The 20,231-nt window shown below is 60.6% G+C and carries 21 protein-coding genes; 13 read left to right on the plus strand and 8 right to left on the minus strand.

The features are described from left to right. Positions 1-26 precede the first annotated feature (26 nt). Positions 27-830 (plus strand): polyhydroxybutyrate depolymerase, encoded by an 804-nt coding sequence (locus Q1A44_RS04990; protein WP_299620587.1) that lies wholly within the window; start codon positions 27-29, stop codon positions 828-830. A 152-nt stretch (positions 831-982) separates the two neighbouring features. Next, complete coding sequence (pheT, locus tag Q1A44_RS04995; protein ID WP_299620630.1) at positions 983-3,382, plus strand: phenylalanine--tRNA ligase subunit beta; 2,400 nt, start codon at positions 983-985, stop codon at positions 3,380-3,382. On the opposite strand, the gene Q1A44_RS05000 is transcribed toward pheT, so the two are convergent. Beyond that, the gene (locus Q1A44_RS05000; protein WP_299620633.1) at positions 3,379-4,272 is read right to left on the minus strand and encodes a LysR family transcriptional regulator; all 894 of its coding nucleotides are present in this window, start codon (positions 4,270-4,272) and stop codon (positions 3,379-3,381) included. The two genes, pheT and Q1A44_RS05000, sit on opposite strands and share 4 nt — an antisense overlap. A gap of 73 nt (positions 4,273-4,345) precedes the next feature. Between Q1A44_RS05000 and Q1A44_RS05005 the strand changes: the two genes are divergently transcribed. From Q1A44_RS05005 to Q1A44_RS05015, 3 genes are all read left to right on the plus strand, one after another. After that, positions 4,346-4,975, plus strand: coding sequence for a class I SAM-dependent methyltransferase (locus Q1A44_RS05005; protein ID WP_299620636.1), 630 nt, complete (start codon positions 4,346-4,348; stop codon positions 4,973-4,975). Between the two features lie 57 nt (positions 4,976-5,032). After that, a complete protein-coding gene (locus Q1A44_RS05010; RefSeq protein WP_299620639.1) occupies positions 5,033-5,482 on the plus strand; it encodes a YtoQ family protein in 450 nt (149 codons plus the stop codon). A gap of 191 nt (positions 5,483-5,673) precedes the next feature. Then, positions 5,674-7,281, plus strand: a complete 1,608-nt coding sequence (locus tag Q1A44_RS05015; protein WP_299620642.1) for a GMC family oxidoreductase N-terminal domain-containing protein — start codon at positions 5,674-5,676, stop codon at positions 7,279-7,281. A gap of 121 nt (positions 7,282-7,402) precedes the next feature. Here Q1A44_RS05015 and Q1A44_RS05020 read toward each other — a convergent pair whose 3' ends face one another. Then, complete coding sequence (locus Q1A44_RS05020) at positions 7,403-8,098, minus strand: glutathione S-transferase N-terminal domain-containing protein (RefSeq protein WP_299620645.1); 696 nt, start codon at positions 8,096-8,098, stop codon at positions 7,403-7,405. A 148-nt stretch (positions 8,099-8,246) separates the two neighbouring features. Between Q1A44_RS05020 and mscL the strand changes: the two genes are divergently transcribed. Next, positions 8,247-8,681: a large conductance mechanosensitive channel protein MscL gene (gene mscL, locus Q1A44_RS05025; RefSeq protein WP_299620648.1), complete on the plus strand. Its 435-nt coding sequence runs from the start codon at positions 8,247-8,249 to the stop codon at positions 8,679-8,681. Between the two features lie 133 nt (positions 8,682-8,814). Here the strand turns inward: mscL and ald are convergent, their stop codons facing one another. Beyond that, positions 8,815-9,933, minus strand: a complete 1,119-nt coding sequence (ald, locus tag Q1A44_RS05030; RefSeq protein ID WP_299620651.1) for an alanine dehydrogenase — start codon at positions 9,931-9,933, stop codon at positions 8,815-8,817. Between the two features lie 135 nt (positions 9,934-10,068). Here ald and Q1A44_RS05035 point away from each other — a divergent pair, with 135 nt between their 5' ends. Together Q1A44_RS05035 and Q1A44_RS05040 are read left to right on the plus strand one after the other, a co-directional pair. Next, positions 10,069-10,527, plus strand: a complete 459-nt coding sequence (locus Q1A44_RS05035; protein ID WP_299620654.1) for an Lrp/AsnC family transcriptional regulator — start codon at positions 10,069-10,071, stop codon at positions 10,525-10,527. A 27-nt stretch (positions 10,528-10,554) separates the two neighbouring features. Continuing rightward, the gene (locus Q1A44_RS05040) at positions 10,555-11,172 is read left to right on the plus strand and encodes a hypothetical protein (RefSeq protein WP_299620657.1); all 618 of its coding nucleotides are present in this window, start codon (positions 10,555-10,557) and stop codon (positions 11,170-11,172) included. A 76-nt stretch (positions 11,173-11,248) separates the two neighbouring features. On the opposite strand, the gene Q1A44_RS05045 is transcribed toward Q1A44_RS05040, so the two are convergent. Both Q1A44_RS05045 and rpsU read right to left on the minus strand, forming a co-directional pair. Beyond that, positions 11,249-13,159 (minus strand): PhoX family phosphatase, encoded by a 1,911-nt coding sequence (locus Q1A44_RS05045; protein WP_299620660.1) that lies wholly within the window; start codon positions 13,157-13,159, stop codon positions 11,249-11,251. A 285-nt stretch (positions 13,160-13,444) separates the two neighbouring features. Next, positions 13,445-13,651 (minus strand): 30S ribosomal protein S21, encoded by a 207-nt coding sequence (gene rpsU / locus Q1A44_RS05050; protein ID WP_007118112.1) that lies wholly within the window; start codon positions 13,649-13,651, stop codon positions 13,445-13,447. A gap of 111 nt (positions 13,652-13,762) precedes the next feature. On the opposite strand from rpsU, the gene Q1A44_RS05055 reads away from it, so the two are divergent. After that, complete coding sequence (locus Q1A44_RS05055; protein WP_299620664.1) at positions 13,763-14,455, plus strand: COQ9 family protein; 693 nt, start codon at positions 13,763-13,765, stop codon at positions 14,453-14,455. Here the strand turns inward: Q1A44_RS05055 and Q1A44_RS05060 are convergent. Next, positions 14,452-14,799: a hypothetical protein gene (locus Q1A44_RS05060; protein WP_299620667.1), complete on the minus strand. Its 348-nt coding sequence runs from the start codon at positions 14,797-14,799 to the stop codon at positions 14,452-14,454. The two genes, Q1A44_RS05055 and Q1A44_RS05060, sit on opposite strands and share 4 nt — an antisense overlap. Positions 14,800-14,871: 72 nt before the next feature. Here Q1A44_RS05060 and Q1A44_RS05065 point away from each other — a divergent pair, with 72 nt between their 5' ends. Together Q1A44_RS05065 and Q1A44_RS05070 are read left to right on the plus strand one after the other, a co-directional pair. Beyond that, complete coding sequence (locus Q1A44_RS05065; RefSeq protein ID WP_299620670.1) at positions 14,872-15,858, plus strand: NAD(P)H-quinone oxidoreductase; 987 nt, start codon at positions 14,872-14,874, stop codon at positions 15,856-15,858. 42 nt (positions 15,859-15,900) lie between these two features. Next, the gene (locus Q1A44_RS05070; RefSeq protein ID WP_299620673.1) at positions 15,901-16,875 is read left to right on the plus strand and encodes a quinone oxidoreductase; all 975 of its coding nucleotides are present in this window, start codon (positions 15,901-15,903) and stop codon (positions 16,873-16,875) included. Here the strand turns inward: Q1A44_RS05070 and Q1A44_RS05075 are convergent. Beyond that, positions 16,872-17,501, minus strand: coding sequence for a ribonuclease T2 (locus Q1A44_RS05075; RefSeq protein ID WP_299620677.1), 630 nt, complete (start codon positions 17,499-17,501; stop codon positions 16,872-16,874). The genes Q1A44_RS05070 and Q1A44_RS05075 overlap by 4 nt on opposite strands. 127 nt (positions 17,502-17,628) lie before the next feature. Here Q1A44_RS05075 and Q1A44_RS05080 point away from each other — a divergent pair, with 127 nt between their 5' ends. After that, positions 17,629-18,387, plus strand: a complete 759-nt coding sequence (locus Q1A44_RS05080; RefSeq protein WP_299620680.1) for a DUF1013 domain-containing protein — start codon at positions 17,629-17,631, stop codon at positions 18,385-18,387. 84 nt (positions 18,388-18,471) lie between these two features. Then, positions 18,472-19,518, plus strand: coding sequence for a low-specificity L-threonine aldolase (ltaE, locus tag Q1A44_RS05085; RefSeq protein WP_299620683.1), 1,047 nt, complete (start codon positions 18,472-18,474; stop codon positions 19,516-19,518). Here the strand turns inward: ltaE and Q1A44_RS05090 are convergent. Continuing rightward, the gene (locus Q1A44_RS05090) at positions 19,515-20,168 is read right to left on the minus strand and encodes a PAS domain-containing protein (RefSeq protein ID WP_299620686.1); all 654 of its coding nucleotides are present in this window, start codon (positions 20,166-20,168) and stop codon (positions 19,515-19,517) included. The genes ltaE and Q1A44_RS05090 overlap by 4 nt on opposite strands. Between the last annotated feature and the right edge of the window lie 63 nt (positions 20,169-20,231).

The following is a 20,231-nucleotide window of genomic DNA, read 5'->3' on the forward strand; positions in this document are numbered from 1 at the left end:
TCCGCCACGACGTTAGGGTCGCCCGCATGAGATATCTGATTTTTGGATTGGCCCTGATCTGGGCCCTGCCCGCCGCAGCCATGGGTCCCTGGCAGGACTGTGGTGGTGAGGTGGCCTGCACCCTTGGCGACCGGTCGTACCACATTCGGCTTCCCGACGATTGGGACGGGCAAAGTCCGATGCCCGTGATGCTGCATTTCCACGGGTGGCAACGGACCGGCGCTCTGCCTGTGAACCACGGTCGGATTTCCGGGGCAACCCGGAGGCGGGGCGTGCTGCTGGTCGCCCCCAATGGGTTGCGCAAGACCTGGGATTTCTGGGACAGCGACACTGACGATGTACCCTTTGCGGCTGCCGTTCTGGCGGATGTCGCCAAACGCTATCCGGTGGATGAAGAGAATATCTTTGTCTCCGGCTATTCCTTCGGCTCGGCCATGGCGTGGCGCTACGTGTGCGAGAACGGCAATGACGTGCGCGCGCTCTTGGCGGTTGCGGGCACGTTGTCACAATCCGAAACCTGCCCTCAGGCACCAGGCGAAGTGCGCCATGTGCACGGGTTGAATGACACGGTTATGGATTTCCCCATGGGCCCTGGCGGTGACGTGACCCATCCGGTGGAGTTGTGGCGCGCCGCCTATGGTTGCGGCGCTGGCGAGGCGCGCGGGGTGTGGCAACAAGTGGATTTCCTGACACTTAGCCGGACAGAGTGGGATACGTGCGCAACGGGCCGGGTCAGCCTTGATCTGCATCCGGGTGGCCATTTCATCCCGCATGGTTGGTTTGCGCGACATCTGGACGAGCTTTTGGACCTGCCGTTCAGCTATCCGTGACCGATGGCAAACGACAGGTCCTCGTTGCGGGCTGAAATGAAGCCGTCGCAACGAAGGCTTTAAGGCGGACCTATTGGTGCGCCTGCGCAGCCTTGCACCCGGGCCTGATCTTTGCCATTGCAGGGCGACCGCGCACGCAAGGACCTGATCGCATGAAATTCACGCTTTCCTGGCTGAAACAGCACCTCGATACGACCGCTTCGGTGGATGACATCTGCTATGCCCTGACCGACCTCGGCCTTGAGGTGGAAGGGGTCGAAGACCGCGGTGCCAAGCTGGCCGATTTTACCATCGGCAAAGTCATAAGCGCGGAAAAGCATCCCGATGCAGACCGCCTGCGCGTCTGTCAGGTCGACACCGATGAGGGTATGAAACAGATCATCTGTGGCGCACCCAATGCCCGCGAAGGCATTACCGTCGTCGTGGCGAAACCCGGCGTCTATGTCCCCGGCATCGACACCACCATTGGCGTTGGCAAGATCCGCGGTATCGAAAGCTTTGGCATGATGGCGTCCGAGCGCGAGATGGAACTGAGCGAAGAGCATGACGGCATCATCGAATTGCCCTCGGGCGAGGTCGGCGACCGGTTCGTGGACTGGCTGGCCGAAAATGACCCTGCCAAGGTCGACCCGGTGATCGAGATTGCCATCACCCCCAACCGACCCGACGCGCTGGGCGTCCGCGGCATCGCCCGCGATCTGGCTGCGCGTGGTTTGGGTACGTTGAAAGCAGCACCTGAGCCGTCCCTCGAAGGGGCGTTCCCTTGCCCGATCACTGTCACCATCGACGACGATACGCTGGGTCAGTGCCCCGTCTTCTTTGGCCGGATGATCCGGGGCGTCAAGAACGGCCCAAGCCCTGCCTGGTTGCGGGACCGCCTGCGTGCCATTGGCTTGCGTCCGATTTCATTCCTTGTGGACGTGACAAACTACTTCACCTTTGACCGCAACCGCCCTTTGCACGTCTTTGACGCGGACAAGATTGCGGGCGGCGCCTTACGCGTTCACCGGGCTGTCGGGGGCGAGACACTCGTGGCCCTGGACGACAAGGAATATACGTTCGCGCCCGATATGACCCTGATTTCGGATGCCAATGGCGTCGAAAGCATCGGTGGCGTCATGGGCGGCCTGCACAGCGGCTGCACCGAAGAGACGGTTAACGTTTTTGTCGAGGCGGCCTATTTCGATCCGGTGCGCACCGCTTATACGGGCCGCGCGCTGCGCATCAATTCCGACGCGCGTTACCGGTTTGAACGGGGCATTGACCCGGCCTTTACGCCCATTGGTCTCGATCTCGCCTGCGAGATGATCGTGGACATTGCCGGTGGTGAAGTGTCCAGTCGCGTGCAAGCCGGTGCCATCCCTGACACCGCGCGGGCGTACCGCCTGAATGCGGCGAGGGTCCAAAGCCTTGTGGGCATGGACATCCCGGAATCCGAACAGCGCCAGACGCTGACGGCGCTCGGCTTTCGCCTTGATGGCGATATGGCGCACGTCCCCAGTTGGCGACCCGATGTGATGGGCGAGGCGGACCTTGTCGAGGAAGTGGCGCGCATTGCGTCTCTGACCAAGCTCAAGGGCAAGCCGCTGCCACGGCTGACCACCGGTGTGCCCAAGCCAGTTATGACGCCGATGCAACGCCGCCAACAGGCGGCGCGCCGGACGGCGGCGGCACTGGGGTACAACGAATGCGTGACCTACAGCTTTATCGATCAGGCCTCTGCTGCGCTCTTTGGCGGTGGCGATGATGCCACGATGCTGGAAAACCCGATCTCGACCGACATGAGCCATATGCGGCCCGCACTGTTACCGGGCCTTTTGCAGGCTGCGGCCCGCAACCAGGCGCGCGGCTTCATGGATCTGGCCCTGTTCGAAGTGGGCCCAGCCTTTCACGGGGGGGAGCCGGGCGAGGAGCATAACCTCGTCAGTGGCCTATTGGTGGGTCGGACTGGTCCAAAGGATGTGCATGGTGCGTCCCGCCCCGTCGACGTGTTCGACGTGAAGGCGGATGCCGAGGCTGTTCTGGCGGCTGTGGGCGCGCCTGCGCGCGTGCAAATCCTGCGCGGTGCCAGCGATTGGTGGCACCCCGGACGCCATGGCATGATCTGCCTTGGTCCCAAGAAAGTGCTGGGTGTTTACGGTGAATTGCACCCCCGCGTGCTGGATGCGATGGACATCAAAGGGCCTGCCATGGCCTTTACCCTTTGGCCCGAGGAAGTGCCCTTGCCGCGCAAGGCAGGCACGAACCGCGGCGCGCAAGACATCAGCGACCTACAGGCGGTCGAACGGGATTTCGCCTTTGTCGTCGATGCCGGTGTTGATGCCCTGACGCTGGTCAATGCGGCTAGTGGTGCAGATAAGGCTCTGATTGAGGATGTGCGCGTCTTTGACGAGTTCATCGGTGGAAGCCTGGGTGAGGGCAAGAAATCGCTGGCCATTACCGTGCGCCTTCAGCCCCGTGAAACGACGCTGAAGGATGCCGATATCGAGGCGGTAGCCAAAAAAGTGATCGAAAAGGTCACCAAGGCCACGGGCGGTAGCCTGCGGGGTTAACGCTCCGCCAGCATGTCGGCGATCAAATCAAACGCCAGCCGGATGCGTCGGCTGGTGTGCAACTCGCGATGCGTGACCAACCACACTGGAAAGGTGATGGCTGGCCGATCAGGCAGTACCCGCACCACATCCGTGAATTGCGCGGCAATGTCGTCGGACATCGGCAAAATCCCAAAGCCGCGCCGCAGGAGTTCCCAATTGGTGACACCGCTGGTCGAGCCTGCTCGCATATGGGCGGAAGTGACGTGGATGCCCTGCATCCCCAGCGCTTCGATGAACCGCGCGTCATCGCCAAAACTGATAAAGTCGTGGTCCAGTAGGTCTTCAACCGTTTCGGGCGCGCCGCGTGCGGCGATGTAGTCTTTCGACGCGTAAAGATGCCCGGTTGCATCCTTGACCAGCCGTGCAATCAGGTCTGGTTGTTCGGGGCGGACATGGCGGATCGCGATATCGGCCTCGCGTTTCAGGATATCGCGAATGTCGTTGGCGGCGACTACATCCACCCGCAAATTGGGGGCCATGCTGCGCAGCCGCATCATGATATCGGGCAGGACATAGGCGCTCATCATGTCACTAGCCGTGACCTTGATCACACCATCCAAAGACTGCGCGCGCCCTTGGGCCATTAGTGCGATGCGCGTCGCTGCCTCGCCCATATTGCGTGCCTCGTTCAACAGATCGCGCCCGGCATCCGTCAGTTGCATGGCCCGGGTGGTGCGCTGAAACAGGGCCAGCCCCAACTCTTCTTCCAGGGCGGCCACCTGGCGACCCAAAGTGGGTTGGGTCAAGCCCAAATGACGGGCCGCACCTGACAAGGATCCCTCCTCGGCAGTGGCCAGAAAGGCGCGCATCCGGTTCCAGTCAAAGCTTTGACCTATACGATTTTGCATGCGTAACCTACAGATTTCGGGGATATTGAGGGTGATCGTTCCGACTTATATGCGCGGATAAAGGAGAAACGCAATGAAACCTGATAGTGCATTCTGGGACAAGATCGCCGCCAAATACGCGGCTCAACCGATTTCCGATATGGCCTCTTATAATCTGACGATGGAACGTGTGGCGTCACACCTGACGCCGGACGCCCGAGTTCTGGAACTGGGCTGTGGGACAGGTGGAACCGCCTTGCGCCTGGCGGATCACGTGGGCCAAATCCTTGCCACAGACTTTTCCGCAGGGATGATCGCGCAAGCTCAGGCGCGGGACGGGGCCGATAACGTTCAGTTTCTGCAAGCTGGCGTGTTTGACGACACCCTGACCCTCGGCGGGTTTGACGTGGTGATGGGGTTCAACGTGTTTCATTTGGTCGAAGACTTGCCCGCGACGTTTGCCCGTATCCATGCGCTGCTGGCACCCGGCGGCATCTTTATCTCCAAAACTCCATGTCTTGGGGAAAGGTCGCTGGGGCTAAAATTTGGTCTGCTAAAGCGCTTGATCCCTGCAATGCAATGGGTCGGCAAGGCCCCTTATGTTTCATTCGAGAGCATCGCGGGGATCGAGGCAAAGATCGCGGCAGCAGGCTTTCGGATCGTCGAGACAGGCAACTACCCGGTTCGTCCTCCGAACCATTTCGTGGTGGCCACGCGCCTCTGACCTTGCTTTTGGTGTCCGGTGCTGCACGTTACGCGGCAGTGAATGAAGGAGCCTTTAATGACACTGAATGTTTATCTCTCTGGCGAAATCCACACGGACTGGCGCGAGCAAATCATCGAAGGGGCAACAGGTCTGGATGTGGTGTTCTCGGGTCCGGTGACGGATCATGCAGCCAGCGACGATTGCGGCGTGGCAATTCTGGGGGCAGAGGAAAACAAGTTTTGGCATGACCACAAAGGGGCGATGATCAACGCGATCCGCACCCGTAAGGGTATCTCGGATGCAGATGTGGTCGTCGTGCGTTTTGGGGACCAGTACAAGCAATGGAATGCCGCATTTGATGCGGGTTATGCAGCGGCTTTGGGCAAATCCCTGATCATTCTGCATGGGCCGGATCATGCGCATCCCTTGAAGGAAGTTGACGCCGCCGCGCTCGCAGTTGCCGAGCGGCCCGGGCAAGTGGTTGAAATCCTGCGCTATGTGCTGACAGGCACATTGCCTGAATAAGGAACGGAGACCGACGCGGTCTCCGGCTGTTTTCTGACGCAGAAAACGGGGACAGCGGAAAGGGAAACCGCGTCGGTTTCCAGCCGGTCTTTGTGTGAAAGACCGATTTGGGTACACGGTTCCGACCCCGGGTAACGCTTGAACGGCGTGAATGGCGGGCCTAGCCTTATCGCAGGCTGGGAGGCACCTTTATGAAATATGACTATGTGATTGTGGGCGGTGGTTCGGCCGGCTGTGTGATGGCCTCTCGGCTCAGTGAGGATCCGGGCACCTCCGTCTGCCTGATCGAGGCTGGCGGGCAGGGGCGCGACATCTTTATCAGGGCGCCAGCGCTCATTGCAGCCATGATCTCTGGCCGTCCCAAGGTCAACAATTGGGCCTTTCATACCGAACCACAGCCCGGCCTGAACGGGCGCCGGGGGTTTCAGCCGCGAGGCAAGGCGTTGGGCGGCTCAAGTGCCATCAATGCTATGCTCTATGTGCGTGGACATCCGGCAGATTACGACGAATGGGCTGATCTGGGCTGTGACGGATGGGATTGGCAAAGCGTGCTGCCCTGGTTCAAACGGTCCGAGGGCAATGTGCGCGGCGCGGATGCCCTGCACGGGTCGGACGGCCCTTTGCAAGTTGCGGAACAATCCGAACCGCGTCCCATCACCCATGCCTTTGTCGAAGCGGCCACGCAGCAACAGCTGCGCGCGACCGATGACTTCAATGGACCTGGCCAAGAGGGCGTGGGTCTTTATCAGGTCACGCAGCATCATACCGGGCCTGCCAAAGGGGAGCGGTGCTCGGCCGCCGCCGCTTATCTGCCTGACGCAGTTCTCACCCGGTCCAACCTGACCGTGCTGACGCGCGCCATCGCGCAAAAGGTCGAGATGACCCAAGGCCGAGCCATTGGTGTGCGGATCAAGCATGGGGGCAAGATCAAGCTGATCGAAACTGGGCGCGAGGTGATCCTGTCGGCTGGTGCATTTGGCTCCCCCCAGTTGCTGATGCTGTCAGGGATTGGTCCGCGCGACGAGCTCGCAGACCACGGCATCGACACGCTGCATGAATTGCCGGGCGTGGGGCAGAACCTGCAAGACCATCTCGATTACATCCTCAGCTATCATTCCAAACGCGATGATGTGGTGGGTCTTGGCCCGAAGGGCCTGATGGACCTCGGCAAGGCCGCTATGCGCTGGCGCAAGGACGGATCGGGCCTGTTTGCCTCGCCCTTTGCCGAAGGCGGCGCCTTTTTGAAATCCAGCCCCGAGGTGGACCGCCCCGATCTGCAACTGCACTTTGTGGTGGGTATCGTGGATGACCATATGCGCAAGATCCACCTGAAGTTCGGCTATTCCTGCCATGTCTGCGTGCTGCGCCCGCACAGTCGCGGCAGCGTGGGCCTAACGGCTGCGGACCCCGCCAAACCGCCCCGTATTGATCCGCAATATCTCAGCGATCCTCGCGACCTCGAACTGTTGAAACAGGGTGCGCATCAGATGGAGGCAATCCTGACCGCTCCGCCGCTCGACCTATGGCGAGGCAAACGACTTTATCCTCACGACGGCACCGATGCAGGGTTGGAAGCCGATATCCGCGCCCGTGCGGATTCGATCTATCACCCGGTCGGCACCTGCAAAATGGGCGGCGATGACATGGCCGTTGTCGATCCGTCTGGATGCGTGCATGGCCTTGAGGGGCTGCGCGTGGTGGATGCTTCTCTCATGCCGAGGCTGATCGGGGGTAACACCAACGCCGCGACGATCATGATTGCCGAAAAGATTGCGGCGCAGATGCGCGGCGCGGTCTGAATCGGCGTTGCCACGCATCCATGGGTTTTCGTTTGATCCCGGGGGTTTGGGGCAGCCCCTAAACGCGCCAATTATTGGGGGCCAGCCCCCAAGCCCCCGGGATATTTAGGGCCAGAAGAAATCAGGGGCGCGGTGGAATGTTCATCGCCTTGGCGACCGCCGGGCGCGCCTTGAACCGGGCGACATAGGCCACAAGGTTCGGGTGATCATCCCAGCCGACCATCTCCTTGGCGCCGTAAAATTCCAAGGCGTTCAGCCAGGGGGCAATCGCAATATCCGCGATCGAGTATTCGCCGGTGATCCAGTCCTTGCCCTCAAGCTCTTGTTCCAGAACTGCGAGCAGGCGTTTGCCTTCGGCGACATAACGTTGCTGCGGGCGCTTGTCTTCCCACTCCGAGCCGGCAAATTTCACGAAAAAGCCCATCTGCCCCAGCATCGGGCCAAGTCCGCCCATCTGGAACATGACCCACTGGATCGTCTTGGCTTTCTCGGCGGCAGTCTTGCCCATCAGTTTGCCGGATTTTTCCGCTAAATAGATCAGGATCGCACCAGACTCAAACAGGCCCAGCGGGCCGTCCGGCCCATTAGGGTCGATGATCGCGGGGATCTTGTTGTTGGGGTTGAGTGACAGGAATTCGGGGCTTTTGACGTCTGCATCCGACAAGGTCACAAGATGCGCCTCGTAGGGAATGCCCATTTCCTCAAGCGCAATGGACGCCTTCACGCCGTTTGGGGTCGGGAAGGAAAAAAGTTGCAGGACATCGGTGTTCTGCGGGGTCCATTTCTGGGTGATTGGAAAGGCGCTGAGGTCGGCCATTGGGGCATCTCCTGATTGTTATGGTCACGACATAGGCGATTTTCCCCCCAGAAATAGGCTTGGCGTTGTGAGATCATGTGTTAACGAGTGTTCGCACGCGCACCAACATCAACAATAAGGGTGCGCCAAAGCCAACGAGGGAACAAATATGCTTAACGAATTCAAAGACTTCATCGCCAAGGGCAATGTCATGGACATGGCTGTTGGTATCATCATCGGCGCGGCCTTTACAGCCATTGTGTCGTCCCTGGTCGCCGATCTGATCAATCCGTTCATTGGTCTGTTCCTCGGCGGGATCGATTTCACCAACATGTATTTCGTGCTGTCGGGTGATGTTGCACCCGGTGCGTCGCTGGAGGCAGCCCGTGAGGCGGGTGCCGCGGTCTTTGCTTATGGCGCTTTCATCATGGCCATCATCAACTTTCTGATCATCGCCTTTGTTGTGTTCATGCTGGTGCGCTATGTCAATAAGGTCAAAGCCGCAACCGAGACACCCGAAGAGCCGGTAGAAGAGGCCCCCGCAGGCCCGTCCGAGCTGGATATTCTGAAAGAAATCCGGGACGCGCTGGCCAAACAAGCCTGAGCCGGTTGATCAAACGAGAAGGCCGTCCTGCGTGTCAGGGCGGCCTTTTTCGTTTCCATAGTTCCCACAATCATCTGTGGGTGCCGTGACAGCGGGCCATTGCCCATCTGCGACGTCAGTCCGACGCAGCTACCTATTGCTTGAGGGCCAGGGTGGGGGCCAGCACGTCGATCCCCAGCGCCTTGCCGACGGCGTAATAGGTCAGTTTGCCCGCATGCACGTTCAAACCCGCCAAAAGGTGCGGATCATCCTCGCAGGCCTGCCGCCACCCCTTATCTGCCAGCGCCAGCATGAAGGGCATCGTGGCGTTCCCCAGCGCGATGGTCGAGGTGCGGGCCACAGCCCCCGGCATATTGGCGACGCAATAGTGCATGATACCGTCCACGTCGTAAATCGGGTCGTCATGGGTGGTGGCGCGCGACGTCTCGAAACACCCGCCCTGGTCAATGGCAACGTCGACGATGGCGGCACCAGGCTTCATCGTGGACAGTTGCGCGCGGCTGACCAATTTGGGTGCAGCGGCCCCGGGGATCAGAACCGCGCCCACAACCATATCCGCTTCGGCCACCAGTTCGGCGGTATTGCCCTGGCTGGCAAAGCTGGTCTTGAACTGCCCGCCAAAGACGTCGTCAAGGTAGCGCATACGGGGCAGGGACCGGTCGAGCACGGTCACATCCGCGCCCATGCCTGCCGCGATCCGCGCCGCGTGCGTGCCCACGACGCCGCCGCCGATCACAATAACCCGGGCCGGGCCGACACCGGGTACCCCGCCCATCAGAACACCGCGCCCGCCATTTGCCTTTTGCAGGGTCCATGCGCCGACTTGCGGGGCCAACCGCCCCGCCACTTCGGACATAGGTGCGAGCAGCGGCAGGCCACCGGCGGCATCCGTCACGGTTTCATAGGCGATGGCAGTACAACCCGATGCCAACAGGTCATGGGTTTGATCGGGGTCCGGGGCCAGATGCAGATAGGTGAACAATAGCTGCCCTTCGCGCAGCATCTTCCGCTCCGCGGCCTGGGGTTCCTTGACCTTGACGATCATGTCGGCAGTGGCAAACACCTCGGCCGCCGTGCCAACGACCTGAGCACCGGCCTCGACATAGTCTGTATCGGGAAAACCCGCGCCGATCCCTGCGTTTGTCTCGACCACCACGGTATGGCCGTGGGCCACGGCCTCGCGGGCGGCATTGGGCGTCAGGCCCACGCGGTACTCTTGGGATTTGATCTCTTTCGGGCAGCCGATTTTCATATTTGGTCCTCCTCCGGATTTGGGCCAGTATCGGCGTGCATCCTTGCAATGGGGCACGAAAGAGCAGTCGTGTTTACGCATAACCATCGAATATTCTTGCAGTTTAGATCGCATTCATGAAAGAAATCAGCGTAAATGACACTTGATGCAACAGATCGCCGTATCCTGTCGGCCCTTCAGCGCAAGGGGCGGATGTCCAATGCTGACCTCAGCGAGGCCGTGAACCTGTCACCCTCGGCCTGTCACAGGCGGGTGCAGCGCTTGGAAGAGGCGGGATATATCCGAGACTACGTGGCGCTGCTGGATGCGCGCAAGATGGGCGTGCCCACCACCGTATTCGTTGAGATCACGTTGCAGGGCCAAGCCGACGAAGTGTTGGAGGCCTTTGAAAAGGCGGTCGCGCGCATCCCCGACGTGCTCGAATGCCACCTGATGGCGGGAACGGCGGATTACATCCTCAAGGTCGTCGCCGAAGGGACCGAAGACTTCGCTCGCATCCACCGCCAGCACCTGGCGCGACTGCCTGGCGTGGCGCAAATGCAAAGCAGTTTTGCCCTGCGGACAGTGTTCAAGACGACGGCCCTTCCCGTCTGATCCTTGCGGGTGCATTTGGCATAGCTTATGCGCGCCCTGCGGGTTAGCGCAGAGGCGGCCCTCGCCCAGGCCCAGACAGAGATCGACAAGCTGACGATCTTTGCCAGCGTGGACGGCAGGTTGGAGCAATTCGTGCTGCAGGAGGGCGATCTGGTGAACCCGGTGCTGCGCCCCGCCGGGGTGCTGGTGCCAGGAGGTGCCGGGCGCAACCGGTTCGAGGCTGGTTTCCCTCAAGTCACCGCGCAGGTGATCAAAAAGGGTGGCGTGGCTGAGATCATGTGCATCTCAAAACCATTCACCGTGGTGCCGATGGTCATTGTCGAAGTGCAGGACGTGATTGCAGCCGGGCAGGTGCGCCAGACAGATCGGCTTGGCGATGCGCAACGGCAAGGACCACCCGGTACGATCACCGCCTATCTTGAGCCGCTCTATGCCGGGCAAGCGGACGATATCCCGCCGGGTAGCCGCTGTTTGGTCAATGCCTACACTGACAATCACCACCGGCTAGAGCATGACGACGCCCTGACCTTTGGCCAGCGCATTTTCCTGCATGTGGTGGACACGGTGGGCGTGGTGCATGCCGCCGGGCTGCGCATCCGGTCGCTGATCTTGCCGTTGCAAACGCTGGTCTTTACCGGCCACTAGGGTCAGGCGCTCAAAGCACGCACAAAAAAGCCCCGCAACCGAACAGGCTGCGGGGCTTTTGTCTGTTTTTGGAGGCTTAGCCGACCAACGCGTTGTCCACCCGCTTGACGGCCACGATGGCGGACCGGGGCAGGCTGCCTTCGCCATCGGGGAAGGGGCGGCCCGGGTGCTGGATGCCCACGAACATCGTGCGGCGATCCGTTGACCAGGTCAGGCCCGTCACTTCAGAGCCTTTGGGTCCCGTGAGGAAGCGGCGAATTTCGCCCGTCACGGGGTCGCCAGCCAACATCTGGTTGTTGCCCATGCCCGCAAAGTCACCCTCGTTCTTGTCGTTCCCGTCCGTCTGGATCCACATGATGCCAGTGGTGTCGAACTGCATACCATCGGGCGAGTTGAACATGTTGCCCGCGTTGATGTTGGACGACCCCTTGTATAGCCCTTCTTGCGTGTTGGGATTGCCGGCCATCACGTAAAGGTCCCATTCGAACGTGTTTGAGGCGTGGTTGTCCCCCGAGGGGCGCCAGCGCACGATCTGGCCAAAATTGTTGACCTCGCGCGGGTTGGGGCCATTGGCTGGGGTTTCATCTCCTCCCGCATTGGGTTTGACGCCCCGGTTGCGGTTGTTGGTCAAACAGCAATAGCCCTCAACCGCTGTTGGGTTCACGGCAATCCATTCGGGGCGATCCATAGTCGTGGCCCCAACAGCAGAGGCAGCCATGCGGCTAAATATGGCTATCTCGGCTTCATCCATGCCGGTGGCGGCAGGGGTCAGGGCCATCCATTCGCCGGACATGTCGTCGTTGAACTTGGCGACATAGAGTTGCCCCTTGCTCAGCAATGTTGACGTGTCACCGCCCGGCACGTATTTGTCCGTGCTCAGCCATTTATACATGAATTCGCCGCGCTCATCATCGCCCATATAGACGACGACACGACCGTCGGGGGCCAAGGCATAGGCGGCATTCTCGTGCTTGAAACGGCCCAGGGCGGTGTGTTTGACCGGTGTGCTGTCGGGTTTGGCCGGGTCAATCTCCACGATGTAACCCGCGCGGTGCGGCTCGTTCGGGTTTTTGGAGATGTCGAACCGGGCGTCAAAGCCGTGATAGTTATAGCGGCCCGTGTCGATGTCCGTTTTGACGCCGTAGCGCTTGAACCCCATTGTGTGGGTGTCGCCCAGGGCCAGCTCTGCGGTGGTGCCGAAATAGCCGTTAAAGTTCTCTTCGCAGGTCAGATAGGTGCCCCAGGGCGTGCGGCCCGACCCGCAGTTGTTGAACGTGCCCAGAGACGCGGTGCCTGTCGGGTCGGCCTCGGTCTTGAGCAGGTCATGCCCGGCGGCGGGGCCATCAATGGTCATAGGGGTGTTGTGGTGGATGCGGCGGTTAAAGGGGCTGTCGATGACAACCTCCCACCCGTTGTCACCTTCGGTCACTTCCATGACCGATACACCCTGGAAGTTCTGGAGGCGCAGGACGTCGTCTGCCGATGTGGGCATCCCGTCTTCGGTATGGGCAAGGTTGTATTTGGCGTTCACATATTCGCTGTTGACAACGAGCAGTTCGTGCCCGCCGACGTTGAACAGCTCCATTCCGTCGGTGTTTTCACCGAAAACGCGGTCTGATCCTTCAGTTGGCACGCCCATTTCGGCGTCAAAGGCAGGCGCGTCGGAAAACAGCGGATCACCCCAGCGCACCAGAACATCCCAAGTGTAGCCTTCGGGCACATGCACCGTGCCATCGGTCTGGATCGGCAGTTGGTCAAAGGCAAAGCGGTCGGCTTGCCCCGCCATGGCCGCCTCGCCGGACAGCATCGAGGTGCCCATCACAGCGGCGCCAGAGCCAAAAGCAAGCGTGCCGCCCATAAAGCCACGGCGCGAGATGGCCGCCTCGACCACAGCGTCAAAGCCTTGAGTCTCGGGGCGGGGGAAATTCATCTCGTCCCAATCGTCGGGGGACATTTCATGGGCCAGTTGGGGGTCTTGATGGGTCATGGGCAGCTTCCTTGTCGAAATATAATTCCAGTGGCTGTGATGCGGCGGACGCTAGTCAGTCTGGGGCACAGATTTGTGACAGTTCCAAAAATATGGAACGCCACACAACGTTGGACAGGAGGACGTTTTAGCACAGTCAGTCCGGCTGCGGGGCCAGCGCGTCCAAGGCAGGGGTGTCTGGGCGAAAATTCGCCCAATGCGTGTATGCGACCCCTGCAAAGCAAAAGCCCCCATGGCGGTGACCATGAGGGCTTTGATATTCGTAAACGCAGCGCGTGGAATGATTTACATCATACCTTCGCGTTGTGCTTTCTTGCGTGCCAGCTTGCGGGCACGGCGGATCGCTTCAGCTTTCTCGCGCGCTTTTTTCTCGGACGGTTTCTCGAAATGCTGCTTGAGCTTCATTTCACGGAACACGCCTTCGCGCTGGAGCTTTTTCTTCAGAGCCCGAAGGGCCTGATCGACATTGTTGTCGCGAACACTAACCTGCATGTGGTTTTCACCACCTTTCTAGATATGAGTTGCAAGGATTTGCAGGAAGTGGCCCTATAGCAAGCGCGCCCTAGTTTGTCCAGCACGCAACGCCCGCGCAAGGAGACGCCCATGACCACCCCCTATGCCGAGACAAAAGACGCCCTGTTGGATGCCGCCCTGATGCATGTTCCCTTTGATGGCTGGTCCGAAGCAAGCTTTCGCGCCGCCGCCGAGGATGCGGGTATCGACATGGCCATGGCGCGTGCCGTGTGCCCGCGTGGGGCGGTTGATCTGGCGCTGGCCTATCATGCGCGTGGTGATGCGGCGATGGTGGCGCGGATGCAATCGGACGACATGCCCGACCGGTTCCGCGACAAGGTGGCGGCGGCGGTGCGCTTTCGCATAGAGGCGGTCACCGACAAAGAGGCCGTGCGCCGGGGCACGACCCTTTTCGCGTTGCCCATGCATGCCGCCGATGGGGCCAAGGCGATCTGGGGCACGGCCGACAAAATCTGGACCACGCTGGGCGATACGTCCGACGACGTGAATTGGTATACCAAGCGTGCGACCCTGTCGGGTGTTTACAGTGCGACGGTGCTTTATTGGCTGGGCGACGACAGTGTGGATAATCAGGCGACCTGGGCTTTTCTCGACCGACGCATCGACGACGTGATGCAGATCGAAAAGGTCAAGGCGCAGGTACGTGACAACAAGGCGCTCAGCGCGCTGATGGCCGGGCCGAACTGGCTGCTCAGCCAGATCAAGGCGCCACGACCAGACGCGGACATCGACCTGCCGGGGCGGTGGGGTTCCAAGCCCTAAAGCGTCACGCTGACTAGCGTCAAAAGGTGCAAAAGGCTCACCCCGATATTGGTTTTCACCACGACACTCTGCAGGCCGACCGCCGGGATGGTGAAGCATTTGTAGATGATTTGAAGTGGCAGAAGGGTCTGGGCAATCTGCCGTGCAAAGTCACCATACCCTGCCGCGATACAAAACAGACTGAAAAGGCTGATCAGCCCGATGGTGCCATAGATACAGGCCAAGATGCGTCGCGCGTCGCTGGGCGGGCCAAAGGCTGCGTCCATCGCATCCGATCTGCGCAGCATCGGCATCACCAGCGGAAACGCGATAAGACAATTGGCGAGGAAGGACAGGGCGATCATGGGCTTTCCCTTGCAGAGGTTTTCAGGCGGCGCTGTCCTTGATACGCATTGGTCAACAAAAAGGATGACCTGATGACCCAAGAGATGCGCGCGGTTGAAATCACGAGCCCCGGTGGCCCCGAAGTCTTGCAATTGGTGACGCGGCCCGTGCCCGAACCGGGTCATGGTGAGGTTGTGATCAAGGTCGCGTACGCGGGCGTGAATCGCCCTGATGCGCTGCAACGCGCGGGCCTCTATAATCCGCCTCCGGGGGCCAGCGATCTTCCGGGGCTTGAGGCGTCGGGCACAATTGTGGCCTTGGGAACGGGCGTCAGTGAATGGGCGGTGGGTGATCAAGTCTGTGCATTGTTGCCTGGCGGCGGCTATGCCGAATATGTCGCGACCCCTGCCGCACATTGCCTGCCCGTTCCGGAAGGCATGGGGCTGAAAGAGGCCGCTTGCCTGCCCGAGACGTTTTTTACCGTCTGGTCGAACGTGTTCAACCGGGGCGGCCTGAAGGGCGGCGAACGGTTCCTGGTCCATGGCGGGTCCAGTGGAATCGGAACGACAGCGATCCAACTGGCCCATCATTTTGGCGCGCGAGTCTTTGCGACCGCCGGATCCGAGGAAAAGTGTCAGGCCTGCCGCGACCTGGGGGCCGAGGTGGCCATCAACTACCGCGACGCCGATTTTGTTGAGGTCCTGCAGGCCGAAGGTGGGGCCGACCTGATCCTCGACATGGTGGGCGGGCCCTATATTCCGCGCAACCTCAAGGCCTTGGCCGATGATGGGCGGCTGGTGCAGATCGCTTTTCTGCAAGGGCCAAAGGTCGAGGTCAATTTCGTGCAACTCATGACTCGGCGATTGACCATGACGGGCAGCACCTTGCGCCCGCAATCCGATCTGGCCAAGGCGCGGATCGCTCAGGACTTGGCAGAGGCCGTTTGGCCCCTGCTGTCTGCGGGCCGCATTGGCCCGGTGATGGATTCCGAGTTTTCGCTGGATGAAGCCGCAAAGGCCCATGCCCGGATGGAAAGCTCGGGCCATATCGGCAAGATTGTCTTGCGGGTCGCGGGTTGAGGCGTTTTTTGCATATTTTTGGAACAATGAAGGGATAGGGGCGTGGCCAAGACGGCAGTGATTGAGGCCCATGGCGGGCCAGAGCAGTTTCAGATCGTGGACCGCGTTGTGGGCGATCCCGGACCGGGCGAGATCCGCATCGCGCACAAGGCCATCGGATTGAATTTCATCGACGTTTATCAGCGTACTGGCCTCTATCCGATGGAGCTGCCTCATGCGCTGGGCATGGAAGCGGCGGGCGTGATCGAAGCGATTGGCGAGGGGGTGACTCATCTGGTTGTGGGTGACCGCGCGGCCTATGCCGCCACGCCGCCCGGTGCCTATTGCGAGGCGCGTGTCATGCCTGCGGCCCAGGTGGTCAAACTGCCCGATGAGGTGCCCTTCGACGTGGCGGCGGCCATGATGCTCAAGGGGCTGACGACCGAATATCTGTTTCATCGCACGACGCCGCTCAGCGCAGGTGATACCGTATTGTTTCAGGCGGCGGCGGGCGGCGTTGGCCTGATTGCCTGCCAATGGGCCAAATCCGAAGGGATCACCCTGATCGGGACGGCCGGTGGGCCTGAGAAATGCCAATTGGCGTTGGATCACGGGGCCGCACATTGCATCGACTACAAGGCCGAGGATTTTGTGCCCATCGTGTGTGGTCTGACCCATGGGGCGGGCGTGGATGTGGTGATGGACGCGGTGGGGAAGGATACGTTTGATGGCTCGCTCGACTGCCTCAAACCCTTAGGTATGTTCATTTCCTTTGGAAACGCGTCTGGGCCGGTACCGCCGCTCAACATCGGCACTCTGGGGCAAAAAGGGTCGCTTAAAATCACGCGTCCCACTTTGTTCACCCATATCAGCGACCCGGACATCCTGCGCGCCATGGCGGATCGGCTCTTTGCCAAAGTCATCAGCGGTGACGTGACCCTGCGCATTGATCAACGGTTCAAGCTGGACGACATCGCTGATGCGCACCGCGCGCTCGAGGCGCGGCAAACCACAGGCTCCACGGTAATCGAGCTTTAGCGCACAGGATTAAACAGGGCATCCCGCGTGGTACAATCGCGCACAACATCCTGCCCGCAGGGCACCGGGTTCAGGTCGCGCGACAGGCAAATGCGTGCCTCCTGGATGTGGCCCGCGCGGCAGGTAATGGTGACGCCGTCACGCTCCATATCCGGGTTGGATTGCAGGAACGCGTCTTCGACGACCGAAGCGGGGACTTTTACCGTCTTGTCCAGCTTGCGAAAGACGGGGGGGCGCACCACGCGGTCATAGGCCTCACGGGACAGGGCGAAATAGGCAGGGGCCGACAGACCCGTACAGACCCCATGCTTGCGCCACTGATGCCAGGCCAGACCTGACGTGCCCATAATATCTGCCATCTCGCCAGTCATGCGGCGCGATGGCGCACGCTCTGCCGTTGGGCAAAAGGATGGGTAACCGCGATGAAATTGCGGCCACAGCCCGTGCATGATCCAGCCGTGATCGTGGCGCGCGTCGCATTGATCGGACCCGCGCGCATCGCCTTCATAGGCACACCAATTGGGTGACCAGCTGAGCGACAGGACGTAATAGTCGAATTCCCCGGCCCGTTCACCTTCGGCCCAGGCGGGCAGGGTCATCATCAACCAGATCAGCAATACGCGCATTGTGCTTTCCTTTTTGCTCGATCGCCACTATATCGCGTCCAAGTTCCCCCACAACGGAAACCCGCCTTGGACGCCAAGGCCGCCTTAGTCAGGCGACGGGAAAGATATGCGCGAAGGAGCACGCAACATGGCAAAACCGATCATGGCCAAGGCCACCGCCGTCTGGCTGGTAGACAACACGACCCTGAGCTTTAAGCAGATTGCCGACTTTGTCGAAATGCACGAACTTGAAGTGCAAGGCATTGCCGATGGCGACGTCGCCGCAGGCGTCAAAGGTTTTGATCCCATTGCCAACAACCAGTTGACGCAAGAGGAAATCGACGCCGCCGAAGCGAACCCGCTGCACAAGCTGAAGCTGAAATACTATGCTGCCGCCGAGGGCGAGGAAAAGCGCCGTGGCCCGCGCTACACCCCACTGTCCAAGCGTCAAGACCGTCCGGCAGCGATCTATTGGTTGGTGAAATTCCACCCCGAACTGACCGATGGCCAGATCTCCAAACTGGTGGGCACAACCAAGCCGACGATCCAGTCGATTCGCGAGCGCACGCACTGGAACATCTCGAACATCCAGCCGGTTGATCCGGTGGCTTTGGGCCTGACCAAACAGTCCGAACTCGACGCAGCCGTGCAAAAGGCCGCTGCCAAGAAGGCCGCCGAAGGTGCAGTCATGACCGACGACGAGCGTCGCAAACTGGTCAGCACCGAGCAAAGCCTTGGCATGGAGGCCGAGCCGAAGATCCCAACGGCCATTGAGGGGCTGGAAACCTTCTCGCTTTCCATGGATGTGGATGATGACGACGAGGATGACAAGTCGACCCTGGTCGATGCCGACAGCCTGTTCAACCTGCCCAAAGGTGGCGGTGATGACGAGGACGAACAGCCCTGATCTGGGCCGTCTCAGGCTTTAAGTTTCAAACGGGCGCGCCTAGGGTAAGGCGCGCCCGTTTTCGTTTTTGCCGAGGTCTTTGAGATGAACCAATACGCTGCTGTCCAGGATGCGCCTGCTGCCCCAATTCTGTGTGATCTGCGCAGTGACACCGTCACAAGACCCGACGCGGGGATGATGGCGGCGATGGCTGCCGCAGAGGTCGGTGACGATGTTTACGGCGAGGATGCCACCGTCAACCGGTTGGAGGCCACCCTGGCCGAGCGTCTGGGCAAAGAGGCTGGGCTGTTCCTCAGCTCAGGCACCCAAAGCAATCTGGTGGGCATGCTGGCCCATTGCGCGCGCGGCGAAGAGGTTTTGGTCGGGCGTGGATATCACATTTACACCTACGAGGCGGCGGGCGCTTCGGTGCTGGGTGGCATCGCGTTGGACCCGCTGGAGGTCGCGGCAGATGGAGGGTTGGAGCCTGCGGCGATCACCGCAGCCATCAAGGACGACGATTCGCACCATGCGATGACCCGACTTTTGGCGCTCGAAAACACGCATAATGGGCAACCCGTGCCCCTGGCGCGGTGCAAGGCGGCGGCAGATGCGGCACGCGCGGCAGGGCTGTCGGTGCATCTGGACGGGGCGCGATTCTTTAACGCGGTCGAAGCGTTGGGCTGCGCCGAGACAGAGCTGGCAGACCTCTTCGATACGCTGTCTATTTGCATGTCCAAAGGGCTGGGGGCGCCGGTGGGGTCGGTTCTGGTTGGTCCTCGCGATCTGATCCAGCGGGCGCGACGTTGGCGCAAGATGTTGGGTGGCGGAATGCGGCAGAGCGGTCTGTTGGCGGCGGCAGGGCTCTATGCTCTGGATACGAATGTGGCCCGCCTGGCCGAGGATCGGATGCGCGCCGAGCGGTTGGGGCAGGCCTTGTCGCAATACGGCACCGTGACCCAAGGCACCAACATGGTCTTTTTTACGCCTGAGGGCGGGGTGACACCTGCTTTGCAACATCATATGGCGGCACGGGGCGTCATGCTCAGCGGGGCAGAGGGGACAACGCGGCTTGTTCTGCACAAGGATGTGACGGATGCGGGGCTGCGCACGGCGATGGATGGGTTTGCCTCGGCCTTTGGCCAAGCTTAGCGGCTGGCTGACATTCTCTCTGCGATCATTGTGGCCCAGCGGGCGTTTGTGTCGGCGAGATTGCTGATTTCGGTAGCGACTACGGCAAATCCACGCCCTTCGTCGCCGGCGCGCGCCGCCTCGATCCGGGCATTGACAGAGAGCATGGACAACTCGCGCACGGACCGGGCGATATTGTTGGCCAGGGTCAGGATTTCGGCATTGGCGGCCAGCGCTTCGGCCTGTTGATCCTCTAGCGAGCGGCGCAACTGAAATTCGGCGCTGGCGTCAACCACAAGACCCTGTAGATAAAGGACATTGCCCGCATCATCAAAGACCGCAGCCCCCCGTTCGCGCACATAGCCGATTTTGCCATCGGGCCGTTCCAGTCGGTAGTCGACATCCCAAGGCAGACGCTGTTCGATCGCGGCATCCACGGCGTCGATCATTGGTTGCAAGTCGTCCGGGTTGCACAATGAGGCATAGCTGAGGTCGCGATTGTGCAGCAATTGCGCTTTGCGGCAGCCGGTGATTTCCTCGACCGAACCCGCAAGGTAGGTCATTGTCACCGCCTCGTCGTTGTCGCAACGATAGGCAAATGATTTGGACGCCCCCATGATACTGTCAAACACAGTCACGAGGTCTTCATCTTGAGTGGTCTCTTGCGTCATGATCGGCCTGTTCACGCGTCTGCTGATCGCCACATCTAAGGGCAGAGCGTTACCAAAATCTGA

The organism is uncultured Tateyamaria sp. (assembly GCF_947503705.1).
In the GTDB taxonomy this organism is placed as follows: domain Bacteria; phylum Pseudomonadota; class Alphaproteobacteria; order Rhodobacterales; family Rhodobacteraceae; genus Tateyamaria.